The organism is Flavobacterium marginilacus, from assembly GCF_026870155.1.
GTDB classification, from domain to species: Bacteria; Bacteroidota; Bacteroidia; order Flavobacteriales; family Flavobacteriaceae; genus Flavobacterium; species Flavobacterium marginilacus.
In genome coordinates, this window is the sequence record NZ_CP113975.1 from 1,004,437 (window position 1) to 1,026,086 (window position 21,650).

The window sequence follows — 21,650 nt, forward strand, 5'->3', positions numbered from 1 at the left end:
ATACAATACAATGCCAAGAGAACTTTTACTTCAGGTAACTCCAGAAATAGCAGCAAATGATTTGCTGCTAAAAGATTATTTATCGAAACAAATAAAAGTTTCGGTAAATGAAATTCAGCATGTGGCCATTTTAAAACGCTCCATTGATGCGCGTCAGAAAGCGATTAAAATCAATTTGAAAGTTTCGATTTATTTAAAAGGGGAATTATTTCAGGAAAACAAAATAGAATTACCGGATTATAAAAATGTTTCCAATGCGCAGGAAGTCATTGTAGTTGGAGCAGGACCGGCAGGTCTTTTTGCTTCTTTGCAGTTAATTGAGTTAGGTCTGAAACCAATTGTTATCGAACGCGGAAAAGACGTTCGCGGACGCCGACGCGATTTGAAGGCAATCAATAGAGATCATATTGTCGATGAAGATTCCAATTATTGTTTTGGCGAAGGCGGAGCAGGAACTTATTCGGATGGGAAATTATATACACGTTCCAAAAAGCGTGGAGATGTCAATAGAATATTAGAATTATTGGTCGCTTTTGGTGCTACTGGAGATATTTTGGTTGATGCTCATCCGCATATTGGAACCAATAAATTACCGCAGATTATACAGGATATCCGTGAAAAAATCATCGAATGCGGCGGACAGGTTTTGTTCGAAACCCGTTTGACTGATATTTTGATAAAAAATAATGAAGTACAGGGAATTGTAACTCAAAGCGGTGATACAATTTTAGCTAATAAATTAATTTTAGCTACTGGACATTCTGCCCGCGATATTTTTGAATTATTGGATAAAAAGAAAGTATTAATTGAGGCGAAACCTTTTGCTTTAGGCGTAAGAGCCGAACATCCGCAGTCATTGATTGACAGCATTCAGTACAGCTGCGATTATCGAGGTGAACATTTGCCTCCAGCACCTTATTCTATAGTAAAACAGGTGAATGGTCGCGGAATGTATTCGTTTTGTATGTGTCCGGGAGGAGTAATCGCACCTTGTGCCACAAGTCCAGGCGAAGTAGTTACCAATGGCTGGTCACCGTCCAAAAGAGATCAGTCAACGGCCAATTCTGGAATTGTAATCGAATTGAAACTGGAAGATTTTAAGCCTTTTGCAAAATTCGGCGCTTTGGCAGGAATGGAATTTCAAAAAAGCATTGAGCAAAAAGCTTGGTATTTAGCTGGAGAAACCCAAAAAGTTCCGGCACAGCGAATGGTCGATTTTACACAAAATAAAGTCTCTGCCAATATTCCTAAAACGTCTTACGTTCCAGGAACCACTTCGGTGGAAATGGGACAGGTTTTTCCAGGATTTTTATCGCAGATTCTGCGTGAAGGTTTTACTGAGTTCGGAAAATCAATGAAAGGTTATTTAACTAATGAAGCGATTTTACATGCGCCAGAAAGCAGAACTTCATCTCCAGTCCGCATTCCGAGAGCCCCAATTTCATACGAACATTTGCAGATAAAAGGACTCTATCCTTGCGGCGAAGGAGCAGGTTATGCTGGAGGTATTATTTCTGCCGCGATAGACGGTGAAAAATGTGCTTTGAAAATTGCTGAGGTTTTGCAAAAATAATTTTTATATAGCAGAGGAATGGAGTCAATGATCATAACTTACCATTCTTGAAATTTTCCATTGGCTGCCAACTTTTTTCCAAATAGCAAGAAATTTAAAAGTGCCTATTTCTTCTTTTCCGTTTTCCATGTGGCGAAATTGATGTGTGGCAGTTTCAATAGCTCCAAAATCCTTTATGGGATGTACTTCGAGACTGCCTTTGACTAAACTTCGGATGAGTTTGTTTTCGTTTTTAAACATTTTTTCAAAATTTGAAAAAACAGTTTCGTAAGAAATTAGGCCTCCATTGTCTTGGTACCATTCTAAATCTTCGGTAAACAAAGGTTTGAATTTTGCCATGTCTTTGGCATTGAAGGCATCAAAAAGCTGTGTGTCCATCGAAGCAATTTCGTTGTACAGCTCCTGTGAAGTCGGAGCTACTTTTTTTTCCTGAGCCAAAGTTAGATTTAGGCTTAGAATAAATAGAAATGAGAAGAAAAAGCTTTGGTATCTGTATATATTTTTATTCATGTTTTTTAGATTAATGACTTTATAAAGATAGGAAAAGAATATTTAGTTTTGTTAAAATCTGTTTTTTAGTGTTTTATGAAAAATAGTGATTCAATTCGGTTTACATCTATTGTTTGGGAATCTGGTAATTCTAAGAAATAATCCAATTGCCATTTCTGCGTTTTTTGTGCCTGTTTACTGGTTGTAATATCCCAAGGCGGATAAACACGGATAGCGCGTTTCCCTTCTTTTTTATCTGAAACAATTTCTTTGGTTATCAAAACTGATTTAGGAAAAATAAACAGTCCGAAATCATTGTCTTTACGGACGCTGATAAAGAAGAAATCGATTGGATCGGCAGTGTCAAAAGGCTGAATTGGCCCCTGATTTATTCTTTTCCAGAGCGTAACAAACTGCCCGGTTTTAGCAGGTGTGATTTTAGCAGTTCGGAATAGAATATTTAAATTATTTAGAACAAAACGGCAGGCTCCATATTCAGTGCTTTCTGCTTCAAGAATAGGCTGCGTGATTTTGAAATCATAATTGTCCAAAAGTCTTTCTTTGATTAAAATTAAATCTTCGGGTAAACTTTCTGATGCGGTCCAAGACTTTTGTATAATCATTTGAAAATGAATTTGATGTTTTGATAAATAATAAAGCCGAAAATGGATTTCGGCTTTGAGGAGTTTGAAATTACTTTTTGGTTTTCAGCTTGTCTTTAAAGACTTTCTCAAATTTTTCAATTTTTGGCTGAATAACCATTTGACAATAAGGCTGATTTTTGTTATTGGCATAATAGTTTTGGTGATAATCTTCGGCTTTGTAAAATTTAGTAAAAGGCTCTACCGTAGTCACAATTGGATTTTGATAAACCTTTGCTTTGTTTAACTCAGCAATAATGGACTGTGCTTCTTTTTTTTGTTCTTCATCATTATAAAAAATAACAGATCTGTACTGCGTTCCTCTGTCAGCACCTTGTCTGTTAAGGGTTGTAGGATCATGAACGGTAAAAAATACTTTAAAAATTTCATCAAGACTGGTCACATTTTTGTCAAAAGTAATCTGAACAACTTCGGCATGACCTGTCGTTCCCGAACAGACTTCTTCATAGCTTGGGTTTGTGGTTTTTCCTCCGGAGAATCCGGAAACGACTGTTTTTACACCTTTCAGATTTTCATAAACAGCTTCTACGCACCAGTAACAGCCGCCACCAAGAGTTATAGTTTCAAAATTAGATTGTGTCATTTTTTTAGTTTTAGTATTGTTTTGGGAAAATAATATTCCGGTAAATAATAAACAGAGTAAAATTAATGTTTTCGTTTTCATCATAATCGGGTTTTGGTTTTTATTTAGCATCTGGTGTAAAATCAAGTGCAATGGAATTCATGCAGTATCTTTTGCCGGTTGGAGCCGGCCCGTCATCAAATAAATGGCCAAGATGTCCGCCGCATCTGCCACAGAGGGCTTCTATTCTTTCCATGCCGATAGAATTATCTTCTCTAAATACAATGCTTTTTTTGTTTTCCTGTTCAAAAAAACTTGGCCATCCGCAGCTGCTCGAAAATTTTGCTCCAGATCGAAAAAGTGTATTACCGCAGGCTGCGCAGTAATAAGTTCCTTTTACATCGGTATTCCAATATTTGCCTGTAAAAGGTCTTTCAGTATCTGCTTTGCGGGAAACTAAATAAACGTCTTCTGGCAGAATTTTTTTCCATTCGGCATCTGTTAAATTCAGTTTTGTAGTATCGGTATGCGAATAATAGGGGTTTTTAGCTCTGCTTGAATTGGTTTCAACGGATGTCATTTCCGAATTTTTCACTTCTTTATTCTGTCCGCAAGCTTCAAAAATAAATAGGGGAAGAAACAGTAAAATGCAAAAAAAAGATTTTGTTTTCATAACGGCGATTTTTTATATATCAAATGTAATGGAAGAGTGGCAATAGAAATGTCGGTTATCTTACAATTTGATTCTATTTATATAATTTTTAACTATTTTGATATACGTTAAAAATGGTTTTTTGGTTTTAAAAGAGTAGTTACCGGATATAGTACAGAAAAAAAAGGGATATGAAATATGCAGAAAATTAACACTTAGATTTTTGTTTTGAAGAAGCTAATGACCATGACGATAATAATTTCTGCAAAACACAAAAGAATCTTTAGGCCTTTATAAAGGTATCTTTTTTGTACTTTTGTTCCATCAATACAGAATATGGAAGAAGAAAAAGTAATATTAGTAAATGAATTGGATGAGCAGATTGGCTTAATGCCAAAATTGGAAGCGCATGAAAAAGCTATTCTGCACCGTGCTTTTTCAGTTTTTATTTTAAATAATAAAAATGAAATCATGCTGCAGCAAAGAGCTCATCAAAAGTATCATTCTCCTTTGTTGTGGACCAATACTTGCTGCAGTCATCAGCGGGAAGGTGAAACCAATATTCAGGCCGGTAACCGCAGATTGTATGAGGAAATGGGTTTTAATACCGAATTGAAAGAGCTTTTTCATTTTATCTATAAAGCACCTTTTGATAATGGCTTGACAGAACATGAACTCGATCATGTAATGATTGGTTATTATGACGGCGAACCTATGATAAATACTGAAGAAGTAGAAGACTGGAAATGGATGAAAATTGAGGATATACAAAGTGATATGCTTTTAAATCCAGAAGTTTATACAGTTTGGTTCAAAATCATTTTTGAAGAATTCTATCATTTTTTAGAAGACCATGCGTTAGAAAACAGGAACTAATCTATTTTGTCGAAATTAAATTCTTAAACCTACATGAGAGTAACCATATCCAGAAAAGCCCATTTTAATGCTGCTCATCGTCTGTATCGAAAAGATTGGACTTTTGAACAAAACGATGCTGTTTTTGGCAAATGCAATAATCCTAATTTTCACGGACACAACTACGAATTAATAGTGAGTGTTACCGGAGAGATTGATCAGGAAACGGGTTATGTCATGGATGTGAAATTCCTGACGGATATTATTAAGGAAGAAGTCGAGAATCAAATGGATCATAAAAATCTGAATCTGGACGTGCCCGAATTTCAAGATTTGAATCCTACTGCTGAAAATATAGTAGTAGTGATTTGGAATAAAATACGAAAAAAAGTAAAGCCGGAACTTGATTTGGAAGTGGTTCTTTATGAAACGCCCCGTAATTTTGTAACTTATAAAGGAGAATAATGGGACTGAAAGCAGGGGATAAAATTCCAAATTTCACAGCAAAAGACACGGATGGGAACTATTTTGATAGTTTTGACTTAATTGGCAAAAAGCCTTTGGTTATCTATTTTTATCCAAAAGACAATACGCCGGGCTGTACAGCTCAAGCCTGCAGTTTTAGAGATCAATATGAAGATTTCAAAGATCTTGGCGCTGAGGTAATAGGAATCAGCGGTGACAGTGTGGCTTCACATCAAAAATTCAGCAGTCAGTTCAAACTGCCTTTTATTCTTTTGTCAGATGCTGACAAGAAAATTAGAACCCTTTTTGGAGTGCCTTCTAATTTGTTTGGTTTAATACCTGGCAGAGTTACTTATGTTGCTGATAAAACTGGTACAATAATTATGGTTTTTGATAGCATGAAAGCAAAAGATCATATCCCAAAAGCACTTGATGCAATCAAAGAAATACAATTATAAAAGGACAAAATAATATTACCTTTTGAAAGTAAAAGTATAGAAATTTGTAAATAAAAAAATATGAGTTCAAAAATTTATCCATTACAGTTTGATGCAATTCTTAAAGAAAGAATCTGGGGAGGCGAAAAATTAAAAACTATTCTGAATAAGCCAATTACATCTAGTATTACTGGAGAAAGCTGGGAACTGTCTACAGTGGAAGGTGATATTAGTGTTGTTGCAAATGGTGATTATAAAGGAAAATCATTGACCGAATTAATCAATGAATATCCAAATGAAATTCTGGGAACTGCTGTTCATGAAAGATTTGGAAAACAATTTCCATTACTTTTCAAATATTTGGATGCCCGCGAAGATCTTTCTATTCAGGTGCATCCTAATGATGAATTAGCAAAAAAACGTCACAATTCTTTTGGTAAAACAGAAATGTGGTACGTTATGCAGGCTGATACCGATGCCAGAATCATTGTTGGATTTAAGAATGATTCCAGCGCCAAGGAATATATGGATCATCTCAATGATAAAACACTGATTGATATATTAGATACTGTAAAAGCAAAACCAGGAGATGTTTTTTTCTTAGAAACAGGGACGGTTCACGCTATTGGAGCAGGGCTGGTCATAGCCGAAATACAGCAGACCTCGGATATCACTTATCGTTTATATGATTTTGACAGGAAAGATGCTCAGGGAAATACCCGAGAACTTCACGTTGATTTGGCTTTGGACGCTATTAATTATAAAAAAGTCGATACTTATAAAGAATATGCCAAAGAAGTAAATATATCGAATACAGTAGTTGACTGCCCTTACTTTACAACTAATTTTATTCCGCTGGAAAATGAAAAGAATGTAGTTAATTCTGGGGCTTCTTTTGTTGTATATATGTGCGCAGAAGGTTCGTTTGAAATTGATTATGAAGGTGTGGCATATCAATATAAAAAAGGAGACACAATTCTTATTCCAGCAGTGATGAAGGATTATAATTTGAAGGGAAAAGCTTCAATTTTAGAAATTTATATTTCATAGTTCGTAATAGAAAGATTATGTGTACTTTTGCAGACGCAAATTAAATAAAAAATAAAATGGCAAACGTTAAGAATTTAAAGAAAGACATCAACTACGTTTTAGGTGATATTATTGAGGCAGTTTACTTGTTCGAAATTTCTACAACAGGAAAACCAACAGATGAAACGAATGCATTGATTGACGAGGCTATTGTTGCTTTTGACAGTTTAATCACTAAAGTGAATGCTAAAAATGTTGAAAACAAAAAAGCACACTTCAAACAAATAAATGTAGAATTGGAACAAACTGCTAATCAATTGATTGCTAAAATCAACGAATTGTAGTAAAAAAAAGGGCAAAAAAGTTTGATTTTTTTTTGGAAAAACGAAATTCAAGCTTATCTTTGCACCCGTAATGAGGCCGATGTAGCTCAGCTGGCTAGAGCAGCTGATTTGTAATCAGCAGGTCGTGGGTTCGAGTCCCTCTATCGGCTCAAAAAACCATCTAGTTAAAAATAGATGGTTTTTTATTTAAATTTTTGCATTACAAAAAAAACATATTGAATAGGCCGATGTAGCTCAGCTGGCTAGAGCAGCTGATTTGTAATCAGCAGGTCGTGGGTTCGAGTCCCTCTATCGGCTCTTAATAAAAACCATCTAACTTCTGTTAGGTGGTTTTTTGTTTTTGACTAATGGATCAGTTTTAAATCAAAAGATTGGATAATCTGAAGATAAAAAGGGGATCAGGTGCAAAAGTTGGGGATTAGGCAAAAATATTAGATAATCTGAATAGAAAGAAATCTATCTTTCTTACACCTCTAAACTGACTTCTAAATGCTTTTATTTTAGCATTAAAAGATTCTGCAGAAGCATTGGTACTCCTGTTATCAAAGTAGTTTAAAATTGACTGATAATTAAGAGTTACCGTATTGAGTAATATATTAAAGTTTTTAAATCCTGATTCTTCTACATTCCTGTACCAATGTGCTAGTTTTGTCATCGCAACGTGCTTGTCGTTGTTGTTATTGTAAACACCTCGAAGTTGTTGACTCAAACCGTAAGCTTTCTTTATATCTGGATATAACTCAAATAACAATTGCGCTCTCTCATTTTGGTGCTCAGTCCATTTTTCGCGAGATTTATAAAGTACATATCTGCTTCTTGCCAAAAGCTGTTTTAAGGAATCTCCATTAGGCAAGAGCTCCTGTATAAATGTTTTATTCTCTTTTTTGGCTTGCATTATCAATTGATTCTCAAGATCCATAGCTTCCCAGCGATGTTTGATTCTGATTTCTTGCATGGCTTCTAATGCTAATTTTTGAACATGGAATCTGTCAGTGACCTGTATTGCTTTTGGGAAGCATTTTTTGGAGATCAGTTTCATAGAATTAGCCATGTCCAGTGTTATCTCTTGAACACCACTTCTTTTTTTATAATCAATCTTACTAATGTGTTCTATGACTTTATCTGCCTTTGTTCCAGCAATAATAGCCACTAAGCGACCTTGTTTGCCTTTGAACTTCTTGTTGGTTACAATGGTGTAAAGCTCTCCTTGAGACAAAGCTACTTCATCAATCGATAAGTGTGTACCTATGTTTTCAGGGTAAAGAATCCATTGATGGGCATGTTCTCGTGGAGCCCAAGTATTAAAGGAGCTCAGGTGTTTTTTATACTGTCTTTGAAGTTTTTTTCCGTTGACCCCGAAAAACCTTCCGATGGTATGGCAGTCGGTGGCGCTGTTATCTATTGATTTCTTTTAAAAAAGCCGCAAACTCTTGAGTCATGCGGGTTCCTTTAGCAACTAAGGTCCAATCTCTTTTAAGGATTTCTCCATTGGTTTTATTAGTCCAACGACGTCTTTTGATATGTAAATACACAAACTTACCTCGTAGAGGGAAATCCTGAATGGTAATTTCATCCACAAATCCCTTTGATGCTAATTCAAGTGTATCAAACTCTTTAGGAGCTTTAGCTTTTTCTTCAAAGTATAGGTGCAATATCTCCTGAGTTTCATTAGCAGAAACCACCTCAAAGTGGTCAACTAAAAAATCAGGCAGCATAAATTTCAAAAGATCTATAAAAGTCATTACAAATTGTTAGAGTGACAAATTTCTAATTTTTTTTCGACATTTCCTCCCCAGACTTTGTTCTTGATCCTTTAAAAGGATTTCAATTAGTTAGCTTTTTGAGGTTCTAGTTTATGATGTAAATAATCAGAATAGTATCCTGATAATATTAAGGCGATAACTGTTGTTAATCCAAAAAAAGGATTAATGTTGATCAGTGAATCTTCGGAGTTGACTACTACAAATGAACCATAGCCTAGGTATCCATATATTGATGATAAAAGAGCAAACATTGAGGCTAAGATTGATACTCCTCTTATTCTAAAGCGAAATGTAGCCCACAATAGTATTATAATGAATAGGTATTGATCACTTGAATGGTCAAAAGCAATTAGTACACAGACTAATATTGTTGCTAATCCTAATGATATTGCTTCTAAAAGTGATGTCGAAATAATTTTTATGTGATGACGATAGAACCAGGATATTAAAAATGGGGTTATGAGTATTGTGCCGATTAAATCACCTTTCCATAGAGTTGTCCAATTGGAAATGAAATGGTTTGGGGTACTCAATTCCCAAAACGAAATAGCTGAAACACATAATAAAGAACAGATGCCGCAATATAAAATACTGACTCCTAAAAAGGCTATAACTGAAAATCCTGTTTTTAAAGGATATTCGCCTTTGTTGATTAAATTAATTAAGTAAGCACTAATAGCTACTCCAATTACTACTCCTGTCGCTACAGATGCTGATGAGAGTATAATTTCGAGTAATGATTTGTCCAGCATTTTGCAGACATCCCAGAATGAAAATATATTCGCAACAAATGACCCTGCCCAGACTCCAGCTATAGCTTTGCGTCCTATAATTAATACAGCAGCAAGCGCAAATCCAACATCTGGGAAAATTGGCGATAAATTGTCTGGGGAAACAGTTATTCTAAAACTCAAAAAGGCAAGTACATTGAAAACAAATGCTACCAAAATAATTTTAAAAAACTGAGATTTTAAAAAAAATGGAGTGTAATAATCGTTTATATCTAACTTGTACATAATGAGCTGTTTTTGTTGTTGTTCTTGTGCGAAAAGAATAAGGATTTGTCTAACAAATTTAGTATTTAAATTTTAATTGTTAATTTTTTTGAAATTTAATTTTGTGGCAGATAAGTATTTTTTTTATCATTAGTTTGTAATTTTTTTTTGACCAAATAGGAATAAATGGGCAAAAAAAGAGGCTGTTCAAAATCATGACAGCCTTTGTGAAATCTTTTAAAATATTTTTACATCGTAAAAGGAAATACTATTCCGTTTTGTGTGTAGGTTGCATTCTTGTCACAGTCACCATTGCCGTAGTCGATTGTACCGTTTAAAAGAAGACTTTCTACTTTAAGCTTTCCTTTTGATATATAATCACAATTGTAATTTTTAACTAATGATTCTAAAACAGTCAAAGTAATTTTTGCTCCATTCTGTTTGGTGACAGAATGCGTTCCTTCTATCATTTCATAGGTATTGTCATCTAAAACAGCAGTTGAAACACCTGCTGTTTGTTTTATAGTATGAGTGCCGGAATTTAAATATACTTCTCCCTTCGTATCGGTAAATATTCCCCCTGTAATGGTTCTTGTCCATTGCGGGGTGTTTGGACTTACAGTTGTATTTTTGTATTCAATTTTTCCTTCGGCTTTGTTTCCGTTTACATAGTAGTCTACTCTTTCAATTGTCATAGTACTTCCAGTCTGAGTAATGTAATTTGAAAAAGTTACTTTTAATTTTCCTTTTCTTGTAATGCCGTTTGTTGTACATCCAGTTCCAAAATCAACATAAAATGTTTTAGGAAAAGTGGTTGTTACTGGATCCATAGTTACAGCAGCACATGAAGCAGTTAAGGATTTACCAGTTTGTTTTGTTGTTAATTTATCAAATGATATTTGATTTCCTGTTTTAATATCTAGTTCATTAACTAAATCAATAGAAGCAGAAGCTACTACAGAACTATTATCTGTTGCTGCCAATGAGTCTTCTTTAGTACACGAAATAAATGATAGGAAAGTAACTGCAAAAGCAGAGAATAATAAGGTATTGTTTCTCATAAAAATTTTGATTTTGGTTAAGTTTGTTATTTGGGTAGCCAAATTTATTATTTTATATGAATTAATTATTATGAAAGGTGTTAAATTTTTAAATTATGGCTTTATCTGTGGATGTTAAATTGCTGATATGATAATTTTTATGTAAGATTTTGACTTACAAACTATATTGAAATCGAAAAAATATTAGTGGGTTTTAAAATAACTTGAAACATCTGGTAATTCTGCTAGATCAAGTTCCAATTCAGTTGTGCCATTATCTGCAAAGGCTCCAACAGTAAAAGAACCATAACTGTAAAAAGTAATTTCTGCAGATTGTTTTTCGACTTGCACGAGTTTGAAAGGCAGATTACCAAAGGTATTGTGAAGAGCAAATAATACGTATTCACCATTTTTTAATGGATTACTTTTAGGATTTGTGGAAACTATCTGTAAATTAATATGGTATAATCCTTTGTTTTCCTCGGTAACAGTTGCTTTTAATTCTCTTTCATTGTTTACTGCTTTTGATTTCCATTGTCCTTTTTGAGGGTCGTCATGATTTAGGATTAGGCCTTTGTGCAGTTTTAATTTGGCTTCATCTATCATTTTGTCGACTTCGGATTTTATGTTTGCTCTGTCTTTTTTAATTTCATCTGCGCTGGTTATTTTTTTGACTGTCGTTTCAAACTCGGTACTTGATATCGATGGTTCATTGATTTTAGTTATTAAAGATTTTGTCAGCTGTTCTTTTTCTTGTATCAGATTTTGGCTTTGGATTATTTTTATCTCTTTCTGCTGTATTTCTTCTTTTACTTCATTGATTTTTTCATTTGCTATTTCCAGTTCTTTCCGAATCAGATTGTCATCGGCATATTTGTATTTACTGGATAAAACGAGGCGCATATAGTTGTATCCAATGTATAAGCCTAAAAAACCAAAATAAATTACTATTCCGATGCTGTAAATATTTAGAAGCTGACCGTCATATTTGGATGAGGTTTTTACATATTCTCCCAGCGAAACCAGATAACCTGGAATCTCTTTTAGATTGACTAGTCCAAGCCCGACAATTATTTTGGTTAACCAGTCTGAAATTTCAACTAAGCTGTTGTTTAGAGAATAATCACTTTCTTTTTCATTGTTTCGTTTGGGCATACCGAAGAGTGTTCCCGTGAAAAAAAAACTTAAAAAAGAGGCTATGCCAAGGATTATTCCAATAAAAAGAATTTTCCCTCCCATTTCTGGAATAGTAACCGGAAAACCAATTACAGGGACTAATCCTAAAAAAAGACCCATGTACAATGTCAGTAAGATTGAGGTTTCGGCTTCTTTTATTGTCTTTTTTTCTTTTTCTAATTCCGTTTCGTTTTGATTTTTGATTTCGTTACTTGCCATATCTGTTAGGTTTAAGTTAGGTTTAAATCAATCAGCATTAAAATTGGTTTATAAGCTTTTCAATACGTGTATATGTTTACTATTTCATTTTTGAATTGAGCTTTTGAAAATAAAAAAGCAATGCGGGGTATTTTAGAAAAATAAGATCGTTTTGTAATTCTTAAAATTAATCAAAAAAGCAACACGAAATTAGGTGTAGAATGCTGTTTTTTAATAATATGGTTATTTGTTGTTTCTCTTTTGCTGAAAATCGGACAGATTATGAAATAAAAAACCCTGCAAATTTAACTTTGCAGGGTCAATTACTATTTATCACTAATTTCTAAGTGATGTGGATGAAGTTATTTTATCAGTTCAAAACTTCTTTTTACGAAAGCGGTTAATGCTTCCCCTTTTAATAAATTTTGAGATAATTTAGCCAAATCAAGTGCTTGTTTAACCAAGTTTTCCTGTGCCGATTTGTCGGAGTTATTCAATATACTTGTAGCTAAGTCGGAGTTAGTGTTCACAACCAAATTGTACATTTCCGGCATGTTGCCCATTCCGAACATTCCGCCGCCGCCAGTTTGACTCATTTCTTTCATTCTACGCATAAATTCTGGCTGCGTGATAATGAATGGAGCTGCTTCACTGTCTAATGCTTCAAGCTGTACAGTGTAAGTTTGTTTAGGAACAATAGTTTCAAGAACCGTTTTTAAGTTTGCTTTTTCTTCATCAGATAATTTAGAAATAGCGTTTTCTTCTTTTTTGATCAAGTTATCAATATGATCAGAATCGACACGAACAAACTGCATACCGCTATTGTCTCCTTCAATTTTTTGGATTAAGTGTGAAATGATTGGTGAATCCAATAACAAAACTTCATATCCTTTGTCTTTTGCGATTTCAATATAAGAGTGCTGTGCTTCTTTATTTCCAGCATATAAAACAACAAGTTTTCCGTCTTTATCGGTTTGTTTCTCTTTGATTTTCTCTTTTAATTCTTCAAGAGTAAAATAAGTGTCATCAACAGTTGGGTAAAGTACAAACGCTCCTGCTTTTTCGTAGAATTTATCTTCAGAAAGCATTCCGTATTCCAGAACAATTTTAATATCATTCCATTTTTGTTCGAAATCAGCTCTGTTTTCGTTGAACAAAGATTTCAATTTATCAGCCACTTTACGGGTGATGTAGTTCGAGATTTTCTTAACTGCACCATCAGCCTGAAGTCCTGAACGTGAAACATTCAAAGGAATATCCGGCGAATCAACAACACCGCGAAGCATCATAAGGAATTCAGGAACAATTCCTTCAACGTTATCCGTCACGAATACTTGGTTTTGGTACAATTGAATTTTGTCTTTCTGGATCTGAAGATCTCCGCTTAATTTTGGAAAATATAAAATACCAGTCAGATTAAAAGGATAATCTACGTTTAAGTGAATATGAAACAATGGCTCTTCAAACTGCATTGGATACATTTCGCGGTAGAAATCTTTATAATCAGCATCAGATAAATCAGACGGCTGTTTAGTCCAGGCTGGATTTGGATTGTTTACAATATTATCAACTTCGATAGTTTCAGCAGTATAATCTTCTGGAGCATCTTCTGGTTTTGGAAGTGTTTCTTTTTTGGTTCCAAATTTAATCGGAATAGGCATGAACTTATTGTATTTGCTCAATAAGCCAGAGATTTTAAATTCTTCCAGGAACTCAAGAGAATCTTCTGCAATATGTAAAATGATTTCAGTTCCTCTAGTCGTTTTGTCAGCTGGTTCTAATGTAAATTCCGGACTTCCGTCACATGTCCAGTGTGCCGCTGGTTCGTCTTTGTATGATTTTGTGATGATTTCTACTTTCTCAGCAACCATAAAAGCTGAATAAAAACCAAGTCCAAAGTGACCAATAATACCAGAATCTTTAGCAGAGTCTTTGTATTTATCTAAAAATTCTTCAGCTCCCGAGAAAGCAACCTGATTGATGTATTTTTCTACTTCATCGGCAGTCATTCCTAAACCTTGATCGATGATGTGAAGTTTTTTGCCTTCTTTGTCAATTTTAACTTCAATAATTGGTGAACCATATTCAACATTAGTTTCTCCAATACTGATTAGATGTTTTAATTTTAAAGTTGCATCGGTTCCGTTAGAAATTAATTCACGCAGGAAAATTTCGTGATCACTGTATAGAAATTTCTTGATTAAAGGAAAGATGTTTTCAACCGAAACATTAATTTTACCTGTTGTCATATTTTTATATTTTATTAATGGTTTTACAATCGGAAAAATTACTTTCAAATAGAATACCAATTCTTCTAATAATGACAAATTGTCGTAAGTGGGTTCTGTGAACTGCGGTGAAGCAATCCTGAAACAGTAAATAAATTGGATTTAAAGTACAGTTGTTAGGCAGTTTTGAAGATTTTTGAAAAGAAAAGTACATTTTAGCAGCGTTTTTTTGCCTCAAAAAGTTGCATTTGGACATGTCCAATAATTTCGATATTTATAAATAGATATCCATCAAAATTCCTGTTTTATAACATTTTAACCGCAGATTGTTTTTTTAATAAACAGCAGGCAGTTATAAAAACACCACCCTTCTGAAAATTATTGTAGCCAAATTATATAAATAAAAAAATAATTTTGAACGAAATTGATATGTATCTTTGTAGCTAAATTAATTTAAATTGAGAAAAAATGAGAAAAATTCTTTTAATATGCGCTATGGCCATTATGGTCTTTGCTTGTAAGTCTGGATCTACAGCTCCGACAGCACCTGCAGCACCAGCACCAGTTTCTAATGCTCCAATGACAAAATTAGATAAGGCTTCTCAAGTTGGAATAAAAGGAGATTGGCAGATTGTAAGTGTAACTTATCCTGGATCTGATTATATTAAAGTAAATTCTTTTAATCTTGCCGATTCAAAATGTTTTATAGGAAGCACTTGGCATTTTATTTCTAATAATAATAAAGGAACAATGACTTTGAATAGTCCAAATTGTACTGCTTTTACGTCGGCAATTACATGGTATATTAATAAGGAAGGACAATTTGTGCTAAAAATATTAGATGAAGGATTGAAATCTAAAAACGTAAAAACCGGTTTTGTTCTTGCTGTAAGAAATCAATCGGAAACTTCGTTTGAATTGGTTGATAAAATAAACGTAGGAAGTAAGCCGACAGATGTTGTTTACTTATTTCAAAAAGCTAATTAAATATAGGAAAAATGAGAAAAATATCGATTATAGGACTAAGCAGTTTGTTTATGTTAAGCATTCTTTTTACTGGATGTGATTCAGTAAAGAATGCCAATAATACTCAAAAAGGAGCAGGAATAGGAGCCGTTGCCGGCGGAGTTATCGGGGCAATTATTGGAAACAATACCAAGCTAGGAACTGCTGCAGGTGCTGCGATTGGTGCTGCTGTAGGCGGCGGAACCGGAGCCTTGATTGGAAACAGTATGGATAAACAAGCCCGTGAAATAGATCAGGCTCTGCCTGGAGCAGAAGTGGAAAGAGTAGGAGAAGGAATTCACTTGACTTTAAACGAGAACGCTGTTCGTTTTGATGTAAATAAAGCGACTTTGACAGCTCAAGCCAAAGCGAATCTGGATAAATTAGTTCCAGTATTCAATTCGTATGCAGATACCAACATTGAAATTTTTGGTTATACGGATAATACGGGTAAACCAGAGTACAATCTGATACTTTCACAAAAAAGAGCCGAATCTGTAAAAACGTATTTGATTTCAAAAGGATTGGCGGCAAGCCGTTTCAAAACATCCGGTTATGGAATAGCTGACCCAATTGCTACGAATGATACAAAAGAAGGACAAAGCCAAAACCGCCGTGTAGAATTTGCAATTACTGCAAATGCTAAAATGATTGAAGACGCTAAAAAGAAACAATAAAGGTTAGCCTCAATATATTTGAAAAAACTGCTTTATCATAAAAGCAGTTTTTTTTTGGATTAAATTCAATTATCAACATATTTTTTTTAGTAAAGAAACTATCTTTGTTTTCTTAAATTTTAATGCTGTAGAATGCTTCAAGTTCAAAATATTTCATTCGGCTACACCGAGAAAATCATAATTCAAAATGTAGACTTCACTGTTGCTAAAGGGCAGAATATATCAATTCTTGGTGAGAGCGGCTGTGGAAAAAGTACGCTTTTAAAACTGCTTTATGGTATGTATGATTTAAATCATGGACGTATTTTGTATAATGATACAGAGATCCGGGGGCCAAAATATAATTTGATTCCAGGAATGCCATTTATGAAATATCTGGCGCAGGATTTTGATTTGATGCCTTACGAAACTGTAGCCGAAAATGTAGGCAAGTTTCTTTCTAATGGTTTTATGCCTTTAAAGAAACTGCGTATTCAAGAACTGCTGGAAATGGTCGAAATGACTGAATTTGCAAATGTGAAAGCGAAATTATTGAGCGGAGGACAGCAGCAGCGAGTGGCCTTGGCTAGAGTTTTAGCCTTGGAGCCAGAAGTTTTATTGTTAGATGAACCGTTCAGCCATATTGATAATTTTAGAAAAAACGCACTTCGAAGAAACCTTTTTGCTTATTTAAAGAAAAAAGAAATCACTTGTTTTATAGCAACTCACGATAGTGTTGATGCTCTTTCTTTCTCGGACGAGACCATTGTTTTGTATCAGGGAAGAATTATGGAAAAAGGACCTTCTGCCGATGTCTATAAATATCCTTTGAATAAATATGTTGCTTCCCTTTTTGGTGAAGTTAATGAATTAAAATTATCTCAGTTAATGCCGATTGAAGGAGAAGACGAGGTCGTTTTATTGTATCCGCATCAGTTAAAAGCAGATCCTGCTGGAACTATAAAAGCAATAGTAAAAGAATCTTTTTTTAAAGGAAGCCGTTTTTTAATAAAAGCTGTTTTCGACAGAAGAGTTATCTTTTTTGAGCATGAAACTGCTTTAGAATTCAATCAGGAGGTGATATTAAAAATCATTTAAGAAAAGACTATTAGCAGCATAAAGAAAAATAAATGCTGAATAAAACTGAAAATATCTAAAAAAAGACGATATTGTATTCTGGTTTTTAAAGGATGTTTGAATTTGATGTCTTGATTTTAATAAAAAGATAAACTATGTACCATTCAAAAATAACGGGATTGGGATATTATGTCCCAGATAATGTAGTGACTAATGATGATTTGTCCAAAATCATTGATACCAATGACGAATGGATTCAGGAAAGAACAGGTATTCAGGAGAGAAGACATATCATCAGAGGTGAGGACACTACTACTTCAATGGGTGTGAAAGCGGCCAAAATTGCGATAGAGCGTTCAGGTGTTGCTGCATCTGATATTGATTTTGTTGTATTTGCAACACTGAGTCCCGATTATTATTTTCCAGGACCGGGTGTTTTGGTACAGCGGGATCTGGGATTGAGAACAGTTGGAGCATTAGATGTTAGAAACCAATGTTCGGGTTTTGTTTACGCACTTTCTGTAGCCGACCAATACATTAAAACGGGAATGTATAAAAATATTCTGGTAATTGGTTCCGAAGTTCATTCTACTGGATTGGATATGACAACACGAGGCAGAGGTGTTTCGGTGATTTTTGGAGATGGAGCAGGAGCTGCTGTTTTGAGCAGAGAAGAAGATCTGTCGAAAGGTATTTTGTCAACACACCTGCATTCAGAAGGAATTCATGCTGAAGAATTAGCTTTGACTGCACCGGGAATGGGAGCGCGATGGGTTACCGATATTATTGCTGACAATAACCCAGATGACGAAAGTTATTTTCCTTATATGAACGGACAGTTTGTATTTAAAAATGCAGTGGTTCGTTTTGCTGAAGTTATCAATGAAGGTTTGGAAGCCAATAATCTGCAGGTTTCGGATATTGATATGCTGATTCCGCATCAGGCAAATTTGAGAATTTCGCAGTTTATACAAAAGAAATTCGGGCTAGAAGATGATCAGGTGTTCAATAATATTCAAAAATATGGAAATACTACTGCTGCTTCTATTCCGATTGCCTTGACCGAAGCTTGGGAGAAAGGAAAAATAAAATCCGGCGATACCGTAGTTTTAGCAGCTTTCGGAAGCGGATTTACATGGGCGAGCGCAATTATAAAATGGTAATATAAAACTTTGTGATAATTATAATTTAAAAAAACTTGAAGGCTGTACTTCAAGTTTTTTTTTAAGATTTTTTGAAATGAAAAACAGCTTACTTGAAATCGCGTGTTTTAATTTACAATCTGCAGTTATTGCCCAGCAAAATGGGGCAGATAGAATAGAATTATGTGCTAACATGAAGGAAGGAGGTACTACTCCTGATTTTGAAACTGCACGTAAAGTCCGAAGCGAATTGCATATTATGATGTATGTAATGATTCGGCCTCGGGGAGGAAATTTTGTATATACTAATGAAGAATTCAGTAAAATGAAGAATGACATTGAGCAGTTTAAAAGTATAGGAGCCGATGGGTTTGTGTTTGGAATTTTGAATAACGATGGAACTGTAAACGTTGAACAGAACAAACAGCTAGTTGCTTTGGCAAGTCCATTTCCATGCACTTTTCATCGCGCTTTTGATGTGGTTCCGTCAGTTTATGATTCGTTAGAAATAGTTATTAACTGCGGTTTCAAAACCATATTAACCTCGGGACAAGCAGCAAATGTTTTGGAAGGAATTGAGGTATTATCGGTATTGGCAGAAAAAGCAAGAAACAGAATTGTAATAATGCCAGGCGGAGGATTTCGCTCCTTAAATAGTAAGATGATAATGAGAAAAACAAACGCTCTTTTTTATCACTCTTCTGCAATTACTGATTCAGGTGAAACAGCAGATGCTGATGAAATAAAAGCATTGAAACAGAGTTTACACTAAATGTAAAAGCATAAGAAACCCCAGAGTTGGCATTCTCTGGGGTTTCTTCTTTTGTAACCAATTCTAATATTAAAACTAATTTTTAGAAACCGCCGCTTCCTTGGGTTTCGTTTTTATCTCTTTCTTTTCTTTGAACTGCTTTGTTTTTTCCAGCTCCAAAACGGTAGTTGAAACCAATGTAGGCCGTTTGGCTTTCCCAATGGAATTCTCCGGTTTGTAATTTTGGTTTTGTAGCATCGAAGGCAAAATGCATACTGTCAAATAAATCACTTACTCGGGCGGTTATAGTTCCAGTGCCTTTAAGGATGGTAAGACTTGAACCTGCATCGATTCTCCACATTGGTTTTCTTAGGAACTGTAGTCCCAAATCCTCGCCTCGATACATTCCTGTCAATTGAAAGCGCAGATTTTTTGACGCTTTGAAAGTATTGCTTATGCGGGAGTTTATAGTGGTCACATCTACTTCTACATAATCGGTTTCCACGTATCCTTTGGTTTTTTTGTTGTATAAATCAAAACTGATGTTGGCAGTATACCATTTTGTGAAATCCAGATTTCCTGAAAGTTCAACTCCATAAGCGTTGTTGTCGCCTAAATTGGCATACGACAAAATTTGTCTTTCGGGATCAGTAGGGTTTCCATTAAGGGTTCTTGTAATTTCGTCATTAATCTGACGGTAAAAAACGCCCGAAGTGATAGAACCTATTTTAGTTTTTCGTGTGTAATTCAATTCTACCGAGTTAGTAAATTGAGGAAATAATTCAGGATTTCCTTCGGAGTCTATCAAAGGCGTACTCCATTCACGAATAGGATTCACTTGATCAATGCTCGGTCTGTCCACACGTTTTGAAACACTGAAATTGAAGGAATTATTTTCGGTAGGTGTGTAGGTTACAAAACCAGAAGGATAAACGGTGAACAAATCATCATTAAATGTTCCGTCGGCTTGATTTACTTTTTGGAAAAGCGCATCGGCAGTGTATTTTTCAAAACGGGCTCCCACTTGGGCATTCCATTTTTTCCATTGTTTAGCAATGGTAGTGTAGGCTGAATAAATTTTTCTTTCGTAATTGAAATCAGAATTATAAGCGTCATTCAGCAGAAAATTATTTTTTGTGTTTTCAAGACGGGTTTCCAATCCGGCTTCCAGTTTGATAGTTTCTGTCAAAGGATTTACGTAATCCAGATTCAGTAAAATATTCTCGCCTTTATTGGTTATATCATTCAATGCAGCTGGATTGGTGAATGAACTGTTTTCTTCATTGTCATTATTGCTGTAATTGGCTTCAAATTCAAGGGTATGTCCCTCTTTTTTGAAGCTTTTCTTATAATCGAAATTATAGGTTTGGGTATAATTATCATTTTTGCTGTTAAATATCTGATTAATATTAGCAGCCGGGTTGTTATAAATTACATTTACATTTGATTTTCCTGTTTCATTATTGATGTTTTGTGTTGTGTAAACAGAAATTGTATTGGTTTCATTCAAATAAAAATCAAAACCTACTTTGGCCAAGTGTGAAGTACCGTTATTTAAAAAATCAAAGTTTTGTGTATTTTCTTCGTTTGGCTCCAGCGTTTCTATTTTTCCATGATTATGGTGTTTTCCGGTTGTTAAACCATAATTTCCATAAAGATTGAATTTTCCGTTACGGTAATTCATGTCAAAAGAGGAATTGGTTTTTGGAGTTTCACCAAAGGTTATGCCGCTGTTTACGCTTCCGTTAAAACCAATTTTAGCATTTTTGTTTAATACTATATTGATAATGCCGCTCATTCCCTCCGGATTGTATTTGGCCGAAGGATTGGTAATCAATTCAATTTGTTTAATTGAAGCTGCCGGAATCTGCTGTAATAGCTGAGAAGCACTAACAGTTGATGGTTTGCCATCCACAAATACTCGAACATTTGAATTTCCTCTAAGGCTCACCGCATTGGTCTGCGGATCTACGCTTACCGAAGGAATATTGTTCAGAATTTCGGAAGCTGTTGCTCCTGCACTCAGCAAATCCTTGCCTACGTTAATTACTTTTCGATCTGTTTTTTGTTCAATCATCGAATGTTCTTTGACAATATCAACCGACTGCAGTTCTGTGGCTTCCTCTTCCAAAAGGATTTCGATCGAGGAATTCTTTTTTGCGGAATTTAATTCAATAGACGTGGCGTATTTTTTATATCCAATAAATTCTACTTCCAGTGTAAACTTTTTTAGTTCTAAATTTTTAATGGAAAAAGCTCCGTTTTCGTCAGCTACAATTCCGGTAATTATTTTTCCGGCATCTTTTATTACTATCGAAGCGTATTGAACCGGCTGGTTTGTTGCTTTGTTTTTTACTTTACCCGAAAGGACTCCTGGGTTTTCTGCTTTTGTAATTCCCACGAAACTCAATAGGAAAAACACTAAAAGTTTAATTTTCATAATTGTTTTTTTGATTGATTGTTTTGATTGATGATTGCAAATAAGACTGTTTTGTCTTTGTTTTGTAACACTATTTTTGAAAAAAAATACATCTTTGTTTCGATTCGTATT

General features: G+C 34.6%; 22 protein-coding genes and 2 tRNA genes. 13 read left to right on the plus strand and 11 right to left on the minus strand.

Annotated elements, in window-relative coordinates; translation table 11 throughout:
- The first annotated feature begins 10 nt into the window (after positions 1-10).
- On the plus strand, positions 11-1,573 hold the full coding sequence (locus tag OZP07_RS04365) for an NAD(P)/FAD-dependent oxidoreductase (protein WP_281637422.1): 1,563 nt from the start codon (positions 11-13) through the stop codon (positions 1,571-1,573).
- 24 nt (positions 1,574-1,597) lie between these two features.
- Here the strand turns inward: OZP07_RS04365 and OZP07_RS04370 are convergent, their stop codons facing one another.
- The 4 genes from OZP07_RS04370 to msrB form a co-directional block, all read right to left on the minus strand.
- On the minus strand, positions 1,598-2,083 hold the full coding sequence (locus OZP07_RS04370; RefSeq protein ID WP_194640058.1) for a nuclear transport factor 2 family protein: 486 nt from the start codon (positions 2,081-2,083) through the stop codon (positions 1,598-1,600).
- A 65-nt stretch (positions 2,084-2,148) separates the two neighbouring features.
- Complete coding sequence (locus OZP07_RS04375) at positions 2,149-2,685, minus strand: MepB family protein (RefSeq protein ID WP_281637423.1); 537 nt, start codon at positions 2,683-2,685, stop codon at positions 2,149-2,151.
- Between the two features lie 70 nt (positions 2,686-2,755).
- Positions 2,756-3,388, minus strand: coding sequence for a peptide-methionine (S)-S-oxide reductase MsrA (gene msrA, locus OZP07_RS04380; RefSeq protein ID WP_432419559.1), 633 nt, complete (start codon positions 3,386-3,388; stop codon positions 2,756-2,758).
- Positions 3,389-3,407: 19 nt separating this feature from the next.
- Entirely contained in the window at positions 3,408-3,959 is a 552-nt protein-coding gene (msrB, locus tag OZP07_RS04385) for a peptide-methionine (R)-S-oxide reductase MsrB (RefSeq protein WP_281637425.1), read from the minus strand.
- A 315-nt stretch (positions 3,960-4,274) separates the two neighbouring features.
- Between msrB and idi the strand changes: the two genes are divergently transcribed.
- The 7 genes from idi to OZP07_RS04420 all read left to right on the plus strand — a co-directional run bounded on the left by idi (position 4,275) and on the right by OZP07_RS04420 (position 7,365).
- A complete protein-coding gene (gene idi / locus OZP07_RS04390; protein WP_281637426.1) occupies positions 4,275-4,814 on the plus strand; it encodes an isopentenyl-diphosphate Delta-isomerase in 540 nt (179 codons plus the stop codon).
- Positions 4,815-4,847: 33 nt separating this feature from the next.
- On the plus strand, positions 4,848-5,258 hold the full coding sequence (locus tag OZP07_RS04395; RefSeq protein WP_281637427.1) for a 6-pyruvoyl trahydropterin synthase family protein: 411 nt from the start codon (positions 4,848-4,850) through the stop codon (positions 5,256-5,258).
- Positions 5,258-5,716: a peroxiredoxin gene (locus OZP07_RS04400; protein WP_281637428.1), complete on the plus strand. Its 459-nt coding sequence runs from the start codon at positions 5,258-5,260 to the stop codon at positions 5,714-5,716. The genes OZP07_RS04395 and OZP07_RS04400 overlap by 1 nt, the downstream gene beginning before the upstream one ends.
- A 60-nt stretch (positions 5,717-5,776) precedes the next feature.
- Positions 5,777-6,745 (plus strand): type I phosphomannose isomerase catalytic subunit, encoded by a 969-nt coding sequence (locus tag OZP07_RS04405; protein ID WP_281637429.1) that lies wholly within the window; start codon positions 5,777-5,779, stop codon positions 6,743-6,745.
- Between the two features lie 56 nt (positions 6,746-6,801).
- On the plus strand, positions 6,802-7,068 hold the full coding sequence (locus tag OZP07_RS04410) for a hypothetical protein (protein ID WP_281637430.1): 267 nt from the start codon (positions 6,802-6,804) through the stop codon (positions 7,066-7,068).
- Between the two features lie 75 nt (positions 7,069-7,143).
- Positions 7,144-7,217 (plus strand) — tRNA-Thr (locus OZP07_RS04415).
- A 74-nt stretch (positions 7,218-7,291) separates the two neighbouring features.
- A tRNA-Thr gene (locus OZP07_RS04420) sits at positions 7,292-7,365 on the plus strand.
- Positions 7,366-7,486: 121 nt separating this feature from the next.
- On the opposite strand, the gene OZP07_RS04425 is transcribed toward OZP07_RS04420, so the two are convergent.
- The 6 genes from OZP07_RS04425 to htpG form a co-directional block, all read right to left on the minus strand.
- Positions 7,487-8,470, minus strand: coding sequence for an ISAon1 family transposase (locus tag OZP07_RS04425; RefSeq protein WP_432419560.1), 984 nt, complete (start codon positions 8,468-8,470; stop codon positions 7,487-7,489).
- The gene (locus tag OZP07_RS04430) at positions 8,463-8,810 is read right to left on the minus strand and encodes an ISAon1 family transposase N-terminal region protein (protein ID WP_281637431.1); all 348 of its coding nucleotides are present in this window, start codon (positions 8,808-8,810) and stop codon (positions 8,463-8,465) included. Before OZP07_RS04430 ends, OZP07_RS04425 begins: the two co-directional genes overlap by 8 nt.
- Positions 8,811-8,896: 86 nt before the next feature.
- Positions 8,897-9,847 (minus strand): MASE1 domain-containing protein, encoded by a 951-nt coding sequence (locus tag OZP07_RS04435; protein ID WP_281637432.1) that lies wholly within the window; start codon positions 9,845-9,847, stop codon positions 8,897-8,899.
- Positions 9,848-10,074: 227 nt separating this feature from the next.
- Entirely contained in the window at positions 10,075-10,887 is an 813-nt protein-coding gene (locus OZP07_RS04440; RefSeq protein ID WP_194640068.1) for a hypothetical protein, read from the minus strand.
- Between the two features lie 183 nt (positions 10,888-11,070).
- Positions 11,071-12,261, minus strand: coding sequence for a pYEATS domain-containing protein (locus OZP07_RS04445; protein WP_194640069.1), 1,191 nt, complete (start codon positions 12,259-12,261; stop codon positions 11,071-11,073).
- 341 nt (positions 12,262-12,602) lie between these two features.
- Positions 12,603-14,489, minus strand: a complete 1,887-nt coding sequence (gene htpG, locus OZP07_RS04450) for a molecular chaperone HtpG (RefSeq protein ID WP_194640070.1) — start codon at positions 14,487-14,489, stop codon at positions 12,603-12,605.
- 447 nt (positions 14,490-14,936) lie between these two features.
- Here htpG and OZP07_RS04455 point away from each other — a divergent pair, with 447 nt between their 5' ends.
- From OZP07_RS04455 to OZP07_RS04475, 5 genes are all read left to right on the plus strand, one after another.
- Entirely contained in the window at positions 14,937-15,455 is a 519-nt protein-coding gene (locus OZP07_RS04455) for a lipocalin family protein (protein ID WP_194640071.1), read from the plus strand.
- An 11-nt stretch (positions 15,456-15,466) separates the two neighbouring features.
- The gene (locus OZP07_RS04460; RefSeq protein WP_281637433.1) at positions 15,467-16,150 is read left to right on the plus strand and encodes a YiaD family glycine zipper/OmpA-like lipoprotein; all 684 of its coding nucleotides are present in this window, start codon (positions 15,467-15,469) and stop codon (positions 16,148-16,150) included.
- A gap of 132 nt (positions 16,151-16,282) precedes the next feature.
- Positions 16,283-17,227: an ABC transporter ATP-binding protein gene (locus OZP07_RS04465; protein WP_194640073.1), complete on the plus strand. Its 945-nt coding sequence runs from the start codon at positions 16,283-16,285 to the stop codon at positions 17,225-17,227.
- A gap of 134 nt (positions 17,228-17,361) precedes the next feature.
- Positions 17,362-18,369, plus strand: coding sequence for a 3-oxoacyl-ACP synthase III family protein (locus OZP07_RS04470; RefSeq protein WP_281637434.1), 1,008 nt, complete (start codon positions 17,362-17,364; stop codon positions 18,367-18,369).
- 76 nt (positions 18,370-18,445) lie between these two features.
- Positions 18,446-19,120, plus strand: coding sequence for a copper homeostasis protein CutC (locus OZP07_RS04475; RefSeq protein ID WP_281637435.1), 675 nt, complete (start codon positions 18,446-18,448; stop codon positions 19,118-19,120).
- An 82-nt stretch (positions 19,121-19,202) separates the two neighbouring features.
- Here the strand turns inward: OZP07_RS04475 and OZP07_RS04480 are convergent, their stop codons facing one another.
- Positions 19,203-21,539, minus strand: coding sequence for a TonB-dependent receptor (locus OZP07_RS04480; RefSeq protein ID WP_281637436.1), 2,337 nt, complete (start codon positions 21,537-21,539; stop codon positions 19,203-19,205).
- Between the last annotated feature and the right edge of the window lie 111 nt (positions 21,540-21,650).